The 16576-nt window shown below is 59.7% G+C and carries 16 protein-coding genes, 1 tRNA gene and 1 pseudogene; 12 read left to right on the plus strand and 6 right to left on the minus strand.

What is annotated here, in order from left to right:
* Positions 1–16 precede the first annotated feature (16 nt).
* From secB to DIR46_RS12705, 3 genes are all read left to right on the plus strand, one after another.
* On the plus strand, positions 17–475 hold the full coding sequence (secB, locus tag DIR46_RS12695) for a protein-export chaperone SecB (protein ID WP_109345536.1): 459 nt from the start codon (positions 17–19) through the stop codon (positions 473–475).
* Positions 476–600: 125 nt separating this feature from the next.
* On the plus strand, positions 601–1014 hold the full coding sequence (locus DIR46_RS12700; RefSeq protein WP_109345537.1) for an SH3 domain-containing protein: 414 nt from the start codon (positions 601–603) through the stop codon (positions 1012–1014).
* Positions 1015–1032: 18 nt separating this feature from the next.
* The gene (locus tag DIR46_RS12705) at positions 1033–2064 is read left to right on the plus strand and encodes an NAD(P)H-dependent glycerol-3-phosphate dehydrogenase (RefSeq protein ID WP_109345538.1); all 1032 of its coding nucleotides are present in this window, start codon (positions 1033–1035) and stop codon (positions 2062–2064) included.
* Positions 2065–2094: 30 nt separating this feature from the next.
* Here DIR46_RS12705 and DIR46_RS12710 read toward each other — a convergent pair whose 3' ends face one another.
* The 4 genes from DIR46_RS12710 to mscL are packed head-to-tail and all read right to left on the minus strand — an operon-like array spanning position 2095 to position 4783.
* Positions 2095–2430, minus strand: a complete 336-nt coding sequence (locus DIR46_RS12710; protein WP_109345539.1) for a cupin domain-containing protein — start codon at positions 2428–2430, stop codon at positions 2095–2097.
* A gap of 11 nt (positions 2431–2441) precedes the next feature.
* Entirely contained in the window at positions 2442–3140 is a 699-nt protein-coding gene (locus DIR46_RS12715; protein ID WP_109345540.1) for a DUF2461 domain-containing protein, read from the minus strand.
* A 27-nt stretch (positions 3141–3167) separates the two neighbouring features.
* Entirely contained in the window at positions 3168–4313 is a 1146-nt protein-coding gene (locus tag DIR46_RS12720; RefSeq protein WP_109348013.1) for a trypsin-like peptidase domain-containing protein, read from the minus strand.
* Positions 4314–4363: 50 nt separating this feature from the next.
* Positions 4364–4783: a large conductance mechanosensitive channel protein MscL gene (mscL, locus tag DIR46_RS12725; RefSeq protein WP_109345541.1), complete on the minus strand. Its 420-nt coding sequence runs from the start codon at positions 4781–4783 to the stop codon at positions 4364–4366.
* 224 nt (positions 4784–5007) lie between these two features.
* On the opposite strand from mscL, the gene petA reads away from it, so the two are divergent.
* The 6 genes and pseudogenes from petA (at position 5008) to DIR46_RS12755 (ending at position 9274) form a co-directional block, all read left to right on the plus strand.
* Positions 5008–5622 (plus strand): ubiquinol-cytochrome c reductase iron-sulfur subunit, encoded by a 615-nt coding sequence (gene petA / locus DIR46_RS12730; RefSeq protein ID WP_071360824.1) that lies wholly within the window; start codon positions 5008–5010, stop codon positions 5620–5622.
* 3 nt (positions 5623–5625) lie between these two features.
* Positions 5626–7037 (plus strand): annotated as a pseudogene (locus DIR46_RS12735) (cytochrome b).
* A gap of 28 nt (positions 7038–7065) precedes the next feature.
* On the plus strand, positions 7066–7830 hold the full coding sequence (locus DIR46_RS12740) for a cytochrome c1 (RefSeq protein WP_109345542.1): 765 nt from the start codon (positions 7066–7068) through the stop codon (positions 7828–7830).
* Positions 7831–7928: 98 nt separating this feature from the next.
* Positions 7929–8540: a glutathione S-transferase N-terminal domain-containing protein gene (locus DIR46_RS12745; RefSeq protein ID WP_005663771.1), complete on the plus strand. Its 612-nt coding sequence runs from the start codon at positions 7929–7931 to the stop codon at positions 8538–8540.
* A gap of 132 nt (positions 8541–8672) precedes the next feature.
* Positions 8673–9173 carry a ClpXP protease specificity-enhancing factor gene (locus tag DIR46_RS12750; protein WP_109345543.1) on the plus strand — a complete coding sequence of 167 codons (501 nt, stop codon included), beginning with the start codon at positions 8673–8675 and terminating at the stop codon, positions 9171–9173.
* Positions 9174–9198: 25 nt separating this feature from the next.
* Positions 9199–9274 (plus strand) — tRNA-Thr (locus DIR46_RS12755).
* Positions 9275–9706: 432 nt separating this feature from the next.
* Here DIR46_RS12755 and DIR46_RS12760 read toward each other — a convergent pair.
* A complete protein-coding gene (locus DIR46_RS12760; RefSeq protein WP_109345544.1) occupies positions 9707–9949 on the minus strand; it encodes a helix-turn-helix domain-containing protein in 243 nt (80 codons plus the stop codon).
* A 135-nt stretch (positions 9950–10084) separates the two neighbouring features.
* On the opposite strand from DIR46_RS12760, the gene DIR46_RS12765 reads away from it, so the two are divergent.
* The gene (locus DIR46_RS12765) at positions 10085–10729 is read left to right on the plus strand and encodes an antitoxin Xre/MbcA/ParS toxin-binding domain-containing protein (protein WP_205289121.1); all 645 of its coding nucleotides are present in this window, start codon (positions 10085–10087) and stop codon (positions 10727–10729) included.
* Positions 10730–11393: 664 nt separating this feature from the next.
* Here DIR46_RS12765 and DIR46_RS12770 read toward each other — a convergent pair.
* The gene (locus tag DIR46_RS12770; protein WP_109345545.1) at positions 11394–12629 is read right to left on the minus strand and encodes a DUF4268 domain-containing protein; all 1236 of its coding nucleotides are present in this window, start codon (positions 12627–12629) and stop codon (positions 11394–11396) included.
* Positions 12630–13526: 897 nt separating this feature from the next.
* On the opposite strand from DIR46_RS12770, the gene DIR46_RS12775 reads away from it, so the two are divergent.
* Both DIR46_RS12775 and DIR46_RS12780 read left to right on the plus strand, forming a co-directional pair.
* Positions 13527–15026, plus strand: a complete 1500-nt coding sequence (locus DIR46_RS12775) for a recombinase family protein (protein WP_370659974.1) — start codon at positions 13527–13529, stop codon at positions 15024–15026.
* Positions 15020–16519 (plus strand): recombinase family protein, encoded by a 1500-nt coding sequence (locus tag DIR46_RS12780; protein WP_162819503.1) that lies wholly within the window; start codon positions 15020–15022, stop codon positions 16517–16519. Before DIR46_RS12775 ends, DIR46_RS12780 begins: the two co-directional genes overlap by 7 nt.
* Positions 16520–16576: the final 57 nt, after the last annotated feature.

Raw genomic sequence — 16576 nt, forward strand, 5'->3', positions numbered from 1 at the left:
TATTAGAAAGCGTTCCATGTCTGACGAAACTCTGCAACCAGTATTCCAAATCCAACGCGTCTACCTGAAAGACATGTCGCTGGAGCAACCGAATTCGCCATCGATCTTCCTGGAACAGGAAGCGCCGGCAATCGAAGTGTCGCTCGACGTCGGCGCCGAAAGCATCGCCGAAGGCATCTACGAGTCGACCGTGACGATCACCGTCACCGCCAAGGTCAAGGACAAGGTTGCGTTCCTGGTGGAAGGCAAGCAGGCTGGCATCTTCGAAGCCCGCAACATCCCTGCCGAGCAGATGGATCCGCTGCTGGGCATCGGCTGCCCGAACATCATCTACCCATACCTGCGCGCGAACATCGCCGACGTGATCAGCCGTGCCGGCTTCCCGCCAGTGCACCTGGCCGAGATCAACTTCGAAGCGTTCTACCAGCAGCGCGCCGCGGCCATGGCCGAAGCAGCTGCCGCACCGGCAAACTAAGTGTCACCAAGACGGACGCGGCCCAGGTCGCGTCCGTGCCAGCCCTTCGGCGTCGCGGTTCCACCTACAACCCCAGGCCCGCCATGCTCCCTTCCCGACTTCGTGCAGCTGCTCCACTGTTGGCAATGACAGTGCTGGCCACGCCAAGCGCTCACGCCTTCGATTTCAAGACGGTCGGCACCGCCCCGGCGATCCTGTACGAGACGCCATCGGCCAAGGGAAACAAACTCTATCTGGCGCCGCCCGGCATGCCGCTGCAGGTCATGATCGCCTATGGCAACTGGGTCAAGGTGCGCGACATGAACGGCGACGTGGCCTGGACGCCGGCGAATTCGCTGGCCGCGCGACGCAATGTGCTGGTACGCACGCCCGGTGGCCGGGTCCATTCCGGCCCCGATGAAACCTCGGCGGTCCTGATGACGGCCGACAAGGGCGTTTTACTTGAACTGGTCGATCCCCATGCCCTCGTCTGGGCGCGCGTGCGCCATCGCGACGGCATCATCGGCTATATCAAGGTCTCGGAGATCTGGGGCCTGTAAATCCACTCCAGGAGTTCCATGCAACAGAACAAACCCAATACCAAGATCACCGTCCTCGGCGCCGGCGCCTGGGGCACCGCCGTCGCCATCGCGCTGGCCGCGCGCCACGACGTGCTGCTGTGGGGCCGCAATCCCCAGCAGATGGCGGATACCGATGCCGCGCGCGACAACCTGGCCTATCTGCCGGGCCATCCGCTGCCGCCCGCCTTGCGCGTGAGCGCCGACTTCGAGGCGGCGATCGCCCATGTGGCCTCCGGCCGCGAAGAAGACGCGCCGCTGCTGATCCTGGCCTGCCCGGTGGCCGGCCTGCGCCCGCTGCTGGAACAGTTGCGCGGCCGCCCGATCCCGAACGTCGTCTGGCTGTGCAAGGGCTTCGAGGCCGGCACCGGCCTGCTGCCGCACCAGGTGGTGGCGCAGGTGCTCGGCGACAGCGTGCCGGGTGCGGCGCTGTCCGGCCCCTCGTTCGCCCAGGAAGTGGCGCGCGGCCTGCCGTGCGCGCTGACCGTGGCGTCTTCGAATGCCGAACTGCGCGAGCGGGTGGTGGCGGCGGCCCACGGCGACAACCTGCGCGTCTACTCGCACGACGACCTGGTTGGCGTGGAAGTGGGCGGCGCGGTCAAGAACGTGATGGCGATCGCCACCGGCGCCGCCGATGGCCTGGGCCTGGGCCTGAATGCCAGAGCCGCCCTGATCACGCGCGGCCTGGCCGAGATCACCCGCCTGGGGCTGGCGCTCGGCGCGCAGCCGGGCACCTTCATGGGTCTGTCGGGAATGGGCGACCTGATCCTGACCTGCACCGGCGACCTGTCGCGCAACCGTCGCGTGGGGCTGGCGCTGGCCGAAGGCAAGGCGCTGGACACGATCGTGACGGAACTGGGCCACGTGGCCGAAGGCGTGCCGTGCGCGAAGGCGGTGCGCGAACTGGCGCGCCGGATGGAAGTCGACATGCCGATCACCGAGGCGGTGGCCAGCGTGCTGTTCGACGGCGTGGATGCGGCGCAGATGGCGGCGCAGTTGCTGGCGCGGGATCCGCGGGAGGAATTGGCGTAGGGTGGACGGCTCGCCGTCCACCCTACGCCTTTAACGCTGCGGCGCCATCAAAATGGTCATCAGCGCCACCGCATCCGACACGGCGCGGATCGTGTGCGGCACGCCGCCCGCCAGATAAACCATCTCGCTCGGTTGCAGGTTGGTGGTCTTGTCGTGCGCATCGACCGCGATCTCGCCTTCCAGGCACACGATGGTCACTTCGCCGTCGACCCGGTGCTCGGGGATCGGCCGTTCGACCGGCAGCACCAGCCGGATCAGTTCCATGTGCTCGGTCTTGACCAGGGCGACCGAGGTGAAATAGGCGATGTCGTCGTCGCCGCGTTGCAAAGCAATCTTTTCGCCGGATACTGCGTGATGCAAGGCCATGTCGCCCTCCTCTATGCGTTTGTCGCTTCCTCTTGCGGTTCCGGCACGCTGCGCAGCCAGCTGACCAGCGCATAGGCGTCCTGGAATCCTTGCGCCAACCGCGGCACCAGTTGATCCGGTGCGTTCAGGTCCAGTTTCACCTCGGTCCACACAAAGAAGCTTTTCAGTTTCAGGTAATCGACATGCGGGTGATCGGGATCGAAGCCCTTGGGAGGACGCTGCAACTTGTCCTCTTCCAGCATGTCGTTATAGGTGGCGTGAAGATTCTTATTCTTCAATACTTTGGCGAAACCCGTCGCATCGTTGACCACGTGCTCGCGGATCGCCTTCAGGCGCGGCGCCGGCGGCAGGTACTCGCCCACGCCGAAGCCCAGCGTGCCATCGCGTTCGATATGAAAATAATAGGTCGAGCCGCCGCCCGCGCTCGGGCGGCGCTTGTCGTGCGGGGTGATGCCGGCCGAGAACCGGGTTTTATAGGGCGTCTTGTCCTTCGAGAAGCGGGTGTCGCGGTGGATGCGGAACATCGCCTTCTTGGGATTGCAGGCCGCCACCTGCTTGTCGAATCTGGTCAGGGCCTTGATCAGTTCGGTGACCGTTTCCTCGAATTCGGTGCGCAGGATGTCATAGCGCGGCTTATTCCAGAGGAACCAGGGCCGGTTATTGTTTTCGCTCAGTTCGGTGAGAAATTGCGTCAGGTCGCGCAGATGCATGGTGGTCCGGGGTATCGATAGAAAAGTTCAGGGCGCCTGGCGCGGCCGGCGGCCCACGGTCACGTCGACCGTGGCTTCGCGCCGCTTGCGCAGGATCGTCATTTGCGTCCTGGCGCTAGGCGCGAGCTTGGCGATCAGGTTCAGCATCTCGCTGGTGTCCGCGATCGGCTCGCCGGCCACCGCCACCAGGATATCGCCCGGCACGATGCCGGCGCGGTCGGCCGGCCCGCCGCGCACCACGCCGGCGATGATGGCGCCGCTGCGCTTGGCCAGACCAAAACTGTCGGCCAGCTCGGGCGTGATGTCCTGCGATTCGATGCCGATCCAGCCGCGCACCACGCTGCCATGCTTAACGATCGAATCGAGCACGGTCTTGGCGGTGGACACGGGAATGGCGAAGCCGATCCCGACCGAGCCGCCGGTCTGCGAGTAAATGGCCGCATTAATGCCCAGCAAATGACCTTCAGTATCGACCAAGGCCCCGCCCGAGTTGCCGAAATTGATCGCGGCATCGGTCTGGATGAAATTCTCGAAGTGGTTGATGTGCAGGTTGTTGCGACCCAGCGCCGAGATGATGCCCAGGGTGACGGTCTGGCCGACGCCGAACGGGTTACCGATCGCCAGCACCACATCGCCCACGCGCGCGCCCTCGGGGTCGCCCAGCACCATCACCGGCAGGTTGCGCTCGCTGATGCGGATCACGGCCAGGTCGGTTTCGGGATCGGTGCCGACCAGGCGCGCCGCGGCCTTGCGGCCATCAGCAAGACCGACCTCGATCGCGTCGGCGCCGTCGATCACGTGGAAATTGGTCAGGATATAGCCGTCGCTGCTGACGATGACGCCGGATCCGAGGCTGGCCAGCTGCTCGTCGGGCGGCGCGCGATCGCCGAAGAAACGGCGGAAGAACGGATCTTTCAACAAGGGATGCGACTGGCGCGAAGCCTTGCTGGTATAGATATTGACCACCGCCGGCATCGCCTTGGCGGCGGCGTCGCGGAAGCTGCCGGCCGCCGCCCGCGGCGGCGCCTGCAGCATCGGCACCGGGTTGCCCGGGTTGCCGACCGCGACACTATCTGGCCTGTCGAGCCATTCTGGCCGCAGGGCGGCCACCACGAACCAGGCCGCCAGCGCAATCGTTACCGCTTGCGCGAACAGCAGCCAGAGACGCGTCAGAAGCGGCCGCTTCGGCTTCGCACGCCGTAATTCGTGGACGGTATCGTCGTTCACTTTTTGAGGGAGTCCCGGATTTCGCGCAACAGCACGATGTCTTCCGGCGTCACCGGCGCCGCTGCCTTGGCTTCCTCGGCCGGGCCGCGCAGGCGATTGATCAGCCGGACCATCTGGAAGATGATGAAGGCAAGAATGATGAAGTTGAGCAGGATGGTCAGAAAATTACCGTATGCCAACACAGCTCCAGCTTTCTGCGCCTCTGCCAAGGGGAGGTTATAGCCCTGGTTGTTGAGAGGAATATAATAATTGGCGAAATCGAGGCCGCCCAGCAGCGCGCCGATCGGCGGCATGACGATGTCCTTGACCAGTGAATCGGTGATCCGCGCAAAGGCGCCGCCGATGATCACGCCAACGGCAAGGTCAATGACATTGCCACGCATCGCAAATTTCTTGAATTCTTCCATCATCGCCATTTGTGATTCCCCTCGTTGTTGTTGATACAAGCCTTTGCATGATACCTGAACGCTCCGGAGGCTGTCTTACAGCCAAATGCTGCAAGAGCACAAAAGACCATTCTGCCAAAGCGTGTAGCCCAGACAATTTTTTTCCCTTAGGTATTGCCGTTCACATATAATTTTGGATGCTGGAAGCTCGCTATTAATTCTTAAAATTCGTATATTCACGGAGTGGGGTTGGTATGAGTAATGAAAAGCAGGTCGATCCGGGCCGACGCGGATTGCTGGTCGCGACGTGCGCGGCCGGTGGCGTCGTCGGCGTGTCCACGGCGGGAGCCCTGGTCAGCACCTTCCAGCCTTCCGAGCGCGCAAAAGCGGCGGGAGCCCCGGTTGAAGTCGACATCTCCGACGTCGCTCCGGGTGAAATGAAAGTCGTCGAATGGCGCGGCAAGCCGGTCTGGATCCTGCGCCGCACCCCCGCAATGATGGCCACGCTCGAGAAGGACCAGGGCGAACTGGCCGATCCCGCCTCCGACAATGTGTTCCAGCTGCCGATGCCGGAATACGCCAAGAATCCGTTCCGCTCGCGCGCAGAGCACAAGGAGGTGCTGGTCACGGTCGGCATCTGCTCCCACCTGGGCTGCTCGCCCTCCTCCCGCCTGGCCTCCGGCCCGCAGCCCAACCTGCCCGACAATTGGCCGGGCGGCTTCCTGTGCCCCTGCCACGGCTCGACCTTCGACCTTTCGGCGCGCGTGTTCAAGAACAAGCCGGCGCCGACGAATATGGATGTCCCCCCATACATGTATCTGTCCGATAACAAGCTCGTGATCGGCAAAGACGAGAAAGGCGAGGCATAACAAATGGGTGCATTCAAGGAGACCAAGCTGCCGGCCGACGCACCGGTGCACGAGAAAGCCCTGGCCTGGGTCGATGACCGCTTCCCCGCATCGAAGCTGTGGAACGATCAATGGGGCAAGTACTACGCCCCAAGAATTTCAACGTCTGGTATCTGTTCGGTTCGCTGTCGGCCCTGGTGCTGGTGCTGCAGATCGTCACCGGCATCTTCCTGACGATGCACTACAAGCCGGACGCCGCGCTGGCCTTCGGCTCCGTCGAATACATCATGCGTGAAGTCCCGTGGGGCTGGCTGGTGCGCTACCTGCACTCGACCGGCGCCTCGGCGTTCTTCATCGTGGTCTACCTGCACATGGCGCGCGGGCTGATGTACGGCTCCTACCGCAAGCCGCGCGAGCTGGTGTGGCTGTTCGGCTTCGGCATCTTCCTGTGCCTGATGGCCGAGGCCTTCTTTGGCTACCTGCTGCCATGGGGGCAGATGTCGTACTGGGGCGCCCAGGTGATCGTCAACCTGTTCGGCGCGATCCCCGTGATCGGCGAAGACCTGTCGCTGTGGATCCGCGGCGACTATGTGGTCTCCGACGCCACCCTGAACCGCTTCTTCGCGTTCCACGTGATCGCGCTGCCGCTGGTGATCCTGGGCCTGGTGGCCGCCCACCTGACGGCGCTGCACGAAGTGGGCTCGAACAACCCGGACGGCGTCGAGATCAAGGAAAACCTGGGCCCGGACGGCCATCCGCTGGACGGCATCCCGTCGCACCCCTACTACACCACCAAGGACTTGTTCGGCGTGTCGGTGTTCCTGCTGCTGTTCTCGGCGGTCGTGTTCTTCGCACCCGAGATGGGCGGCTACTTCCTGGAGTACAACAACTTCCTGCCGGCCGACTCGATGAAGACGCCGCCGCACATCGCGCCGACCTGGTATTTCACGCCGTTCTACTCGGTGCTGCGCGCGACCACGGCCGACTTCATGTACGTGCTGATGATCGGCATCGCCCTGTACGTGGCCTTCATCTGGCTGAAATCGCGCCTGCACTTCCGCACCAAGGCGATCGTCGCCGTGGTCGGCCTGCTGCTGGTGATCGGCATGCTGCCGCAGGTGCTGGACGCGAAATTCTGGGGCGTGGTGCTGTTCGGCTCGTCGGTGATGATCATCGCCGGCCTGCCATGGCTCGACCACTCGCCAGCGAAATCGCTGCGCTACCGTCCGAGCTGGCACAAATGGGTGTACGCCCTCTTTGCGCTCGTGTTCGTGACCCTGGGCTACCTGGGCACCCAGCTGCCGACCCCGGCCTTCACCATCCTGTCGCAAGTGTGCACGCTGGCCTACTTTGCGTTCTTCCTCCTGATGCCATGGTGGAGCACGATGGGCACCTTCAAGCCGGTGCCGACCCGTGTCACCTTCACCCCGCATTGATCACCGGACAAGAGCACAAGGACACGACATGAAATTGTTTGCAAAGAAACTGATTGCAGTCCTGGCGCTGGTGCCGGGACTGGCTTTCGCCGCCGAAGGCGGCGTCCCACTGGACCGCGCACCGGACCGCAACGACATGGCGTCGCTGCAGAATGGCGCGAAAATCTTCGTCAATTATTGCCTCAATTGCCACTCGGCAGCCTCGATGCGCTACAACCGCCTGCGCGACCTGGGCCTGTCGGAAGACCAGATTCGTGACAATCTGTTGTTTTCTGCCGACAAAGTTGGCGACATGATGACGACGGCGATGCGCCCGAAAGATGCGGCGGCCTGGTTTGGCGCGGTGCCGCCGGACCTGTCGGTGATCGCGCGCGCAAAGGCCTCCCCGGCCGGCTCGGGCGCCGACTACCTGTACACCTATCTGCGCAGCTTCTACCAGGACGAAACCCGCCCGACCGGATGGAATAATATGGTGGTGCCGAATGTTGCGATGCCGCATGCAATGTGGCAGCAGCAGGGGATTCGCACCGCCAAGTTCGCCGAAGAGGCCGATCCGCATGAGCCGCGCAAGATGGTCCACAAGTTCGCCGGCTTCGAGCAAGTATCGCCTGGCACCATGAGCCAGCAGGAGTTCGACGCAGCCACCGCCGACCTGGTCGCGTATATGGTCTGGATGGCCGAACCAGCCCAGGCGACCCGCAAAAAGCTGGGCGTGATCGTGCTGCTGTTCCTGACCGTATTCGTGTTTTTGACCTGGCGTTTGAACGAATCGTACTGGAAACAGGTGAAGTAATTCGCTTTCATTGCCCGGTTGGCTATAATACGGGCAATCATTTCTCTGGGGTGAGTGCTCTGCGCTACACCCCTTTGTTTCTTAAGGAACTATAAACCATGATGGTTCTCTACTCCGGCACCACGTGCCCGTTCTCCCAACGCTGCCGCCTCGTCCTGTTCGAAAAGGGCATGGACTTCGAAGTGCGCGACGTCGACCTGTTCAATAAGCCGGAAGATATTTCGACGATGAACCCATACGGCCAGGTACCGATCCTGGTCGAGCGCGAACTCATCCTGTACGAATCGAACATCATCAATGAGTACATCGACGAGCGCTTCCCGCACCCGCAGCTGATGCCGGCCGATCCGCTGATGCGCGCCCGCGCCCGCCTGATGCTGTTCAACTTCGAGAAAGAGCTGTTCGTCCACGTGCACACGCTGGAAAGCGAGCGCAACAAGGCGAACGACAAGAACCACGACAAGGCGCGTGCGGAAATCCGCGATCGCCTGACCACGCTGGCTCCGCTGTTCCTGAAGAACAAGTACATGCTGGGTGACGAGTTCTCGATGCTGGACGTGGCGATCGCCCCGCTGCTCTGGCGCCTGGACCACTACGGCATCGAGCTGTCGAAGACCGCGGCGCCGCTGATGAAGTACGCCGAGCGTATCTTCTCGCGTCCGGCCTATATCGAGGCGCTGACCCCGTCCGAGAAAGTGATGCGTCGTTGATGTGTTCTGGGGTGGGACGCCTTCGCGTTTCGCCCCTGTTCGCTGTATCGCTTCACACGCGCCGGTTTTGGACGTCCGTCGGACGATTCCGGTAAACTGGCGCAAACGCCTGTATTTCTACACAACATCACCATGGCAGAGATCTCCACCAAACCCTACCTGCTGCGCGCCATCTACGAATGGTGCACGGACAGCGGCTTCACGCCCTATATCGCCGTCAAGGTCGATGGCGGGACGACCGTGCCGATGGAATATGTTCGCAAGGGCGAGATCATCCTGAACATCAGCTACGGCGCCACGTCGGGGCTGAAGATGGACAATGACGCGATCCACTTTCGTGCGCGCTTCAATGGCGTATCGCGGGAGATTTATATCCCTGTGCACAATGTGTTGGCGATTTATGCCAATGAGAATGGACAGGGGATGGCGTTCGAGGTGGGGGCTGCGCCTGAGGCTGATGAACAGTCGTCGGGTGCTTCCGTCGACAGTGCGCCGACCGCGCCGGCCTTGTCGGCCGTGCCGTCGACCGGTGTGGATTCGCCGGTGGTGGCGGATGCACCGCCCACTGTGCCTGGCGGGGATGACGAGCCGCCCAAGAAGGGTGGACGTCCGACCTTGACCCGGATCAAATAGCGTATAATCGTTGTCTTAAGGTCATGCCGACTTAGCTCATCAGGTAGAGCAGTTGATTTGTAATCATCAGGTGGCGGGTTCGAGTCCTGCAGTCGGCACCAATCAAATCAAGCACTTAGCCCAGCATTTAGCGTTGGGCTTTTTGCTTTCTGAGTCTAATGTAACCGCCATGTAACCCAGCCGTGCTCACTTGACGGCTCTGCGTTCAACTTCCCGCCGTCTACATGGCTGTATTCGTACACAACAACCCTTTGCATCTAGCTCGTCAGACAAGCGCCTAGTCATGCTCGCGAAATTGTCGGTTAGTGCTGACGTCTGTAGAGTCGTGCTTAGGCATCCCATTTGGCAAAAATGGCAAATCGGATGATCTTTTCGTAAATGCAATGCCAGATACACGCAGTCTGCTGGCTGTTCTCAAGAGGCAGTGTAGAAAATTTCTCTTTCCTCATTTGGCAAAATTGACAAATGGGAAGCTGGTCGTTGCGAGCCAACTTGCTTGTCCGCAGGCTAACGATCCGCTGTAGCTGCCGGATTTATAGGCAGGCTTGTCGAAACAGCTCAGCCAAGGATACATCCAACGCACGCGCTATTCGATGGAGCGTAAGGATTGCCACGTTGTTATCGCCGCGCTCTACTCTGCCTAGATAACTCCTGTCCACGCCAGCGATGAGCGCCAGATCCTCTTGAGAGATCTTCTTGCTCATACGGAAGCTCTTGATCGCAGCTCCAAGCGCGACTAGCTCACTGGTCTGACGATGTTGGGAGAGGTTTGGCACAGCCGAATGATCTAGCTATAATCCAACACAGGCGACGGTACATGTACCTCAATGCCGTGCAGGAAGGCATCTGTGCATGCGTGTCTTAGCTAATTTTTCACTGTGCTTCCTTTTTGGAAGAGAGAGAACGCATCAATGACAAAGAAGATAACCATCCTCGTTGAGATCACCCCAGCGGTAGAAGATTTTGCCAAGCGTCATGGCGCTTACTTCGATAAGGGTCTACAAGAATGGGTGGTCGAGGGCGAGGTGCCGCCAGAGCTTGAATCCTTCGTTCAGAAAGCTAAACGGATGCGGGATTACGTAGCGGAACGAGTGCCGCAGTGCAGCATGTGCGGTTCTCGGATGATACTCCGGCCCTCAGCCAGAGGAGAATTTTGGGGTTGTACAGCTTTCCCTCGTTGCAAAGGCAGACGCTCCTTGGAAGAGGAAGATTACGAGTCGCAAGATCCACATAAAGAGGGGTTGCATCTAGATAAAGAAGAGTTTGGCGAATTCGAGCACGAACCTCAGCCGCTCTTTTCATCTGTAGCGACGCCCGTCTCGTCACAGGCAGATGCTCGCACATCAGCTGGCGAGGACCCAGGAACGCTAACGCGCGCACAAGCCATCTACGATCGTGCAACGCAACTTTTTGGCGATCGCCATGCCGCAGCCACTTGGCTGAAGAGCCCTAAGGTTGGCCTAGGCCACGAGAGGCCTGTTGATGTCATTCAAACTGCAGAAGGTTGTAACTTAGTTGAGAAGTTGCTTGAAGAACGTTTTGAGCAGGCTGATTGACGTGCTCCGCGTCTTTTCAATCTATTGAGCTTGTCATACGTGCTCATCACATTGTTTTGCAACCCTGTAAACGATATAGAGATCAATCCGTTGGACGAGTTTGATACATTTAAATCTGTGCATCGGTACGGTGGATGGCATGGACCGATGCCTCGCCTGCCTGATCCACCAGAGCCAGAACCGGGACTCAAGTTTTTTGACCTTGTTCGTTGGCATGTACGCGAGTACTTCCGCCCCAAATCTAAACAAGAGCGCCTTCTCATCAGGCTAGCTAAGCGACAACGGGATTGATCGAGCGCAACCCAGCAGATGTGTCTGCTTGGACCATGGCAACGTTATTGCCGCGTATACGATGAATAGCCTTAGAGCGCCTGACAAAACCTTCTAGTTGCTCAGCAGTTAACAGCCGAGTGCACCGAGCCGTGCCGACCGTCCGCTATCGGCCATAGGCGGACGTTAAACGAACTGGCTCATCCGACCATGACCTCCTTCAGCGCCTACCATAAGTGACGTGTGACGTTTTCAAGTTAGACGCTGGCGTCGACTGCAGCACGTATTTGCTCTTTCATCATGTACCGGCGCCTCGAAGAACTCAAAGTCAAGGCTGGGGCTTGCACTCCAGGAACTGATCAATGAAGGTGCGTTCGATGTTCACGCTCCAGCACTACCCATTTGCGCGTTCACGAACAAACGCTTCGAGCCGGAATCGGAAAGCGTTGACCATGGCATTCGTTTGCAGGGCCAAGTACGCGATCAGCTGTAGCCGTTCTGCTGGATCATCGATTTTCCGACAAGCTATTGGTGGTGCCATGATGATGATCTTGCCGCCCGGCTGACGTTCCCATGTCAATCCTGGTACGACACGCTCAATTTCCTCTCGCTCCTCGTAGAGGCGCTCGTACCAGTCATGCGCCTCCAAAAAAATTTTACTGAAACTGAGGAAGACCCCAGCTCTTCCTTGGGATTGAGCCACAAACGCTGTGATCCAGACACAGCCTGAACCAGGCGGCAAATAGAGGTAGATGTTGGTGGTCTTGGCAGGGCGCGCAGGCGGTGGCTGCTGCATGTCGTCAAGGCGCAGCACGGCGAGATATTCAGCCCAAAAGCGCTCCCACTGTTCAGCCTGCGCAGCATTCTTTGCTGCATTGGCAGTGATCTCGGCCGCGTCTTCATCTGCATCGTCGACACCTCCAGCAGCTGCGCTGGGCTGCGCCAGCAGCACCGACCGCACCAAGAGTTCTGTCTTGGCAAGGACCCTTGGCTGGAGAAGAAGCGAATCGTCAAGACCGCGGTAGCTTGCAATCTCGACCAGCGCTAGCTGGAAGCGCAAGTGGCCATAGCGCTCAAGGAATGAGACGAGCGCCTGGGCGCCAGACTGGATGCCGTCGCCAGCAATCACCAAGATAAAATCCCCTACTGCCAGGCTGCGATTGATGCCATCGACAAAGGCGGCCTCGTCCAGGTTCGCATGCACGGCGCGGACTGCGTCAAGAAGGTGGCCGGGGCCATGTCCGGTGGCCTGCGCCGCTTCGCGACTTAAATCTTCGTACGACCAGCTAGACAGTTCCTTCGCGTAATCGAGAATCTGCGCGACGACAGTGCGGCGGGCTTCTGGATTCCGCCACAACTTTGTTTCGACAAGAACGATCTGACCGGTTCGCGTGACATACAGAATGTCCGCTGGTCCGGCGCTGGTCTGCAGCTCCATGCAAACCGGGATCAATGCCCCGGCGTGAGGGTCGATCTCACGGATCGGCAGAGACTTAGGATGCTCGAAGAGCAGCTGCTGGAGCCATGCCTCGCTGTACTGTCCATCGGCGCTGCGGCCCATCGGCACCCGCTGCAGTGGAGTAGTAGTGCCGTTCTGGGATATGTGAATAAGGTTGGTGTAAGAGGTCATCGGCGATCCATGGTCAAGCTGGCAATTTTACATGCTGCCGATTGTTATCGAACACTTGAGGCGACGCGATATCTCCCTGCGACGCTACTGGAATGCTAGCGTTGTCGCGCGAGGTCCGCTTTGGGTCGAAAGCGGTTCTTAACGGCTTTGACGTTACGTACTCGGGCCACACTCACTGAAGCATCAATGCGTCACTGACGCGTCGGTTAGCCTTTTCAGCCAAGGCTCGATACTCGCTCTGCTGGTTTTGGAGTACGGCTGCGAGGGTTGTGATTGAGGATCCCGACGGAAGCGTCAGGCACGCTACGGCTGTTGGCGCAAGGGTGTCGCACCGGCTGAGAGAAGCGCTGGCAGAGTCAGATTGAGCGCGGATGATCTGATCACGAGAATTCGCATTTGAGTGCGTGGTTTAGTTGAGTGGTCCAATCTTGCTCGCGCCGGCGCGCAAGATCCTTGAAGGTCGCCAGTTGGACGTCGCGCTGCGCGATGTCGGCCCAGCGTGCTGCATCCAGCCGTTAGAGGCTCGGCCAGCAGCACTTGCAACAACTCGGTAGCGGCTTGGCATGTCGAAACCACATCTGCCTGCACGTAGGCGGGCGCGGTATTAGACAATACGGCATGGTATGTAACGTACATGCTGCCGGTCAGCATGACGGCTGTGTCAGCAATTCACACGCCACTTCTATCGAGACCCCAGCATCATGAAGAAACGCTGCCGCAAAGTGGACTCCGTGAATCCGGTACAGTGCAATTGCCGTGGCTAGAATCATAGGGCTCACATCAATTTTCGTAGTATCGTTGCTCATCCTCGTATAGTCTTCGCAAATACCTGAGGCATATTGCGCCATATCAAACACTGGAGGCTTTATGGTCCACTATGCTGCAAGTCGTGCTGTCATGTACGTCCGCATGTCGACCGAGAGCCAGGACTACTCGACGGATCACCAGCGCGCTAGGATCCGAGAATACGCAGCGGCGCGCGACATTGAGATCATTCGAGAGTACGTCGACGACGGCAAGAGCGGTTTGGACATCCGACGGCGTTCAGGATTGCTCGCTCTCATGCGTGACGTTCAGTCAGCGGCGCCCGACTTCAGCCAAATTCTTGTATTTGACATCAGCCGATGGGGAAGATTCCAAGACATCGATGAGGCTGCCTACCACGAGCACACCTGCAGGCGTGCTGGCATAGAAGTCATCTATTGCGGCGAACGCTTCGCCGACGACTCAGGACCGTATGCCTCGCTGCTCAAAAGCATGAAGCGCGTCATGGCGGCGGAGTACAGCCGCGACCTATCCGAAAAGGTGTTCGCAGCCCAGGCCAGGTTCATCGCGATGGGCTTTAAGCAAGGTGGGCACGCTGGGTACGGTCTTCGGCGCCTAGCGCTAAAGGCATGCGGTACGCCGCGTGCCATTCTCGAATATGGCGAATCGAAGATATCCGCAACGGACCGAGTTGTGCTGGTCTGGGGCCCTGAGCACGAAGTGGAGACGGTGCGGCGCGTGTACTCCCTCTACCTTGAGCAAGGCTCCAGTGAAGCAGGGCTTGCACGCTTACTCAACAGCGAAGAGGTGCTAAGCGAGTTTGGCCGGCCATGGACTCAGGCGATGATCAACTCGTTACTGACCAACGTGAAGTATTGCGGTGCCCTCGCCTATAACCGGCGCTCGTGCAAACTTTCTACTCGTCGAACTCGCAACGCTGCCGACCAATGGATCGTGAATCAAGAGGCGATCGCTCCGATCATCGATGCCCGGGTCTTCGATCAAGTCCAGGAAGAGCGCGCGCGTCGGCTGAGGCGTCGTACTCGGGATGAGTTGGTCCCCCTCCTTCAGTCCTGTCACGACCGGCATGGGACAGTGAATGCGAAGATTATTGCAGCCGATTCGCTGATGCCGGATCCGCAATTGTTAGTGCGCACGTTCGGCTCCCTCATGAGTGCTTACCAAGCCGCCGGTCTGCCAAATTCTCCGAAGCATGCATTTGTGACGACGAAACGATTGATCGCCGCGGCACGCGCCGCCCTCCAGCAGGAGGTCGAAACTCTCGCCGTGGCCGCTGGCGGCACCACCGACCTGATAGACGACCGGAGCACAGTTCTGATAAATGGGCGCCTCCGGGTCCTGATCGAGATCGCCGTTCCGAGAAACCCTCGCCGTGGCCAGCAGAACTGGAAAATTCGCGGCAGCCCAAATGCCGACTTCACTATCGTAGGCCGGATGGAACCGATCACAGGGGTCATAGCAGACTACTTCCTTTTCAGCCAGGACGACTTGGCGCCAGGAGCGATCTATTTGAAGGATTCAAATCTCGACCAGTTCGCTTGCATGCGATATCCGACTGCGGGCGCGATGTTTGGTCTCGACTGCCCCGGCTTGCTGGAGGCCTCGTGCTGAAGGCATACGCTGACCGGGCTGCGCTATATCTAAGAGCCTCAACGGAGCACCAGAACTACTCAACCGAGCATCAAGAGGCAGCACTGCAGGAGTACGCTGCGGCGCATGGCTTCGCGATCGTAAGGGTATATCGCGATAAGGGGCGCAGCGGGCTTACTTTGGATGGGCGGGCGGGTCTACTCGAGCTGCTCACCGATATTCAAGCCGGCCGTGCCGACTTTAAAGTTGTCCTAGTATACGACGTGAGCCGCTGGGGTCGCTTCCAAGACGTTGATGAGAGTGCCTACTACGAATATGCATGCCGCCGGGCCGGCATCGCAGTGTCGTACTGCGCCGAGCCTTTCACAAACGACGGATCACCGCTCGCGGCCGTGCTCAAGGGCCTCAAACGAGCCATGGCTGCCGAGTATAGTCGCGAACTGTCAGCGAAGGTATTTCGAGCGCAATGCCGCCTTACCAAAGCCGGATTCAAGCAAGGCGGCCTGGCTGGCTACGGGCTCCGCCGCATCGTGATCTCTGCGGCTGGTCAGCCGAAGGGCCTCCTGGGCGTCGGCGAACGCAAGCCCATGCCAACTGATCGCGTCAGTTACACCAGAGGGCCGGAAGACGAAGTAGCCGTGATTCACCGCATCTACGAAATGTATCTTGGCGAGCGCATGTCGGACACTGGTATTGCGCGCCGCCTCAATGGCGAGGGGATCGCGAACGAGTTCGGCCGTACTTGGTCACCGTACCATGTAAAGCAAATTCTCACGAACGACAAGTATGCTGGCACCTTGGTGTTCAACCGGAGCACCCAGCGCCTGAAAAGCTCACGTCGCGCGAATGCACGGGCAACTTGGGTGAAAGTAGACGACGCTTTTGACGCAATTGTGTCACGCGATAAGCTCGAGGCCGCACGCGGCGTACGAGAACACCGCCGCCGGCAGTGGTCAGATGACGAAATGCTCGATTCACTACGCCAGATATTCGTCGAGCACGGTAAGGTCACTCTGGACCTGATCAACGCCAGCGGCGGGCCAGCGGTGAAATCATATGCTGCGCGCTTCAACGGCATTACATCGGCAATGGGTCTCGCTGGCGTGAGCTGGCCATCTCTCACCCGAAGCACCATCACCCGGTACCGGATGAGGTGTATTAGCCGTGACATGACGATCGAGCTCGAGCGATGCGCGGTCGCGGCAAACGCCCAAGTCGAGAAGCTCAGTCCACGCACCTATCGACTGAACGGTGTAACCGCCCGCTTGCTGTGCACTCGGTGTCGGTACGAGCGAAGCCATCCTTGCTGGAAGGTCGCGCTGGCGCATAAGCCAGCGGTCGACTTCATCATCTGGGTCCGCGCCGATCCATCGAACGAGCATATTGCAGCTTTCTATCTCATTCCAGTGGCAGACTTCCCAGACAATCTCTACATCTGGCCGTCTGTGCGAACGCTGAGCAAGTATGCGCGCTATACCCACGGTTCTCTGGCTGCGATTTTCGGTCTTGAGTGAGCCGCTTCGCCCAAGTATTAGCCTAGCCTAAGTCAAAAGCATAAGTGACTTTTGGCG

Origin of the sequence: Massilia oculi (assembly GCF_003143515.1) — a bacterium.
In the GTDB taxonomy this organism is placed as follows: domain Bacteria; phylum Pseudomonadota; class Gammaproteobacteria; order Burkholderiales; family Burkholderiaceae_D; genus Telluria; species Telluria oculi.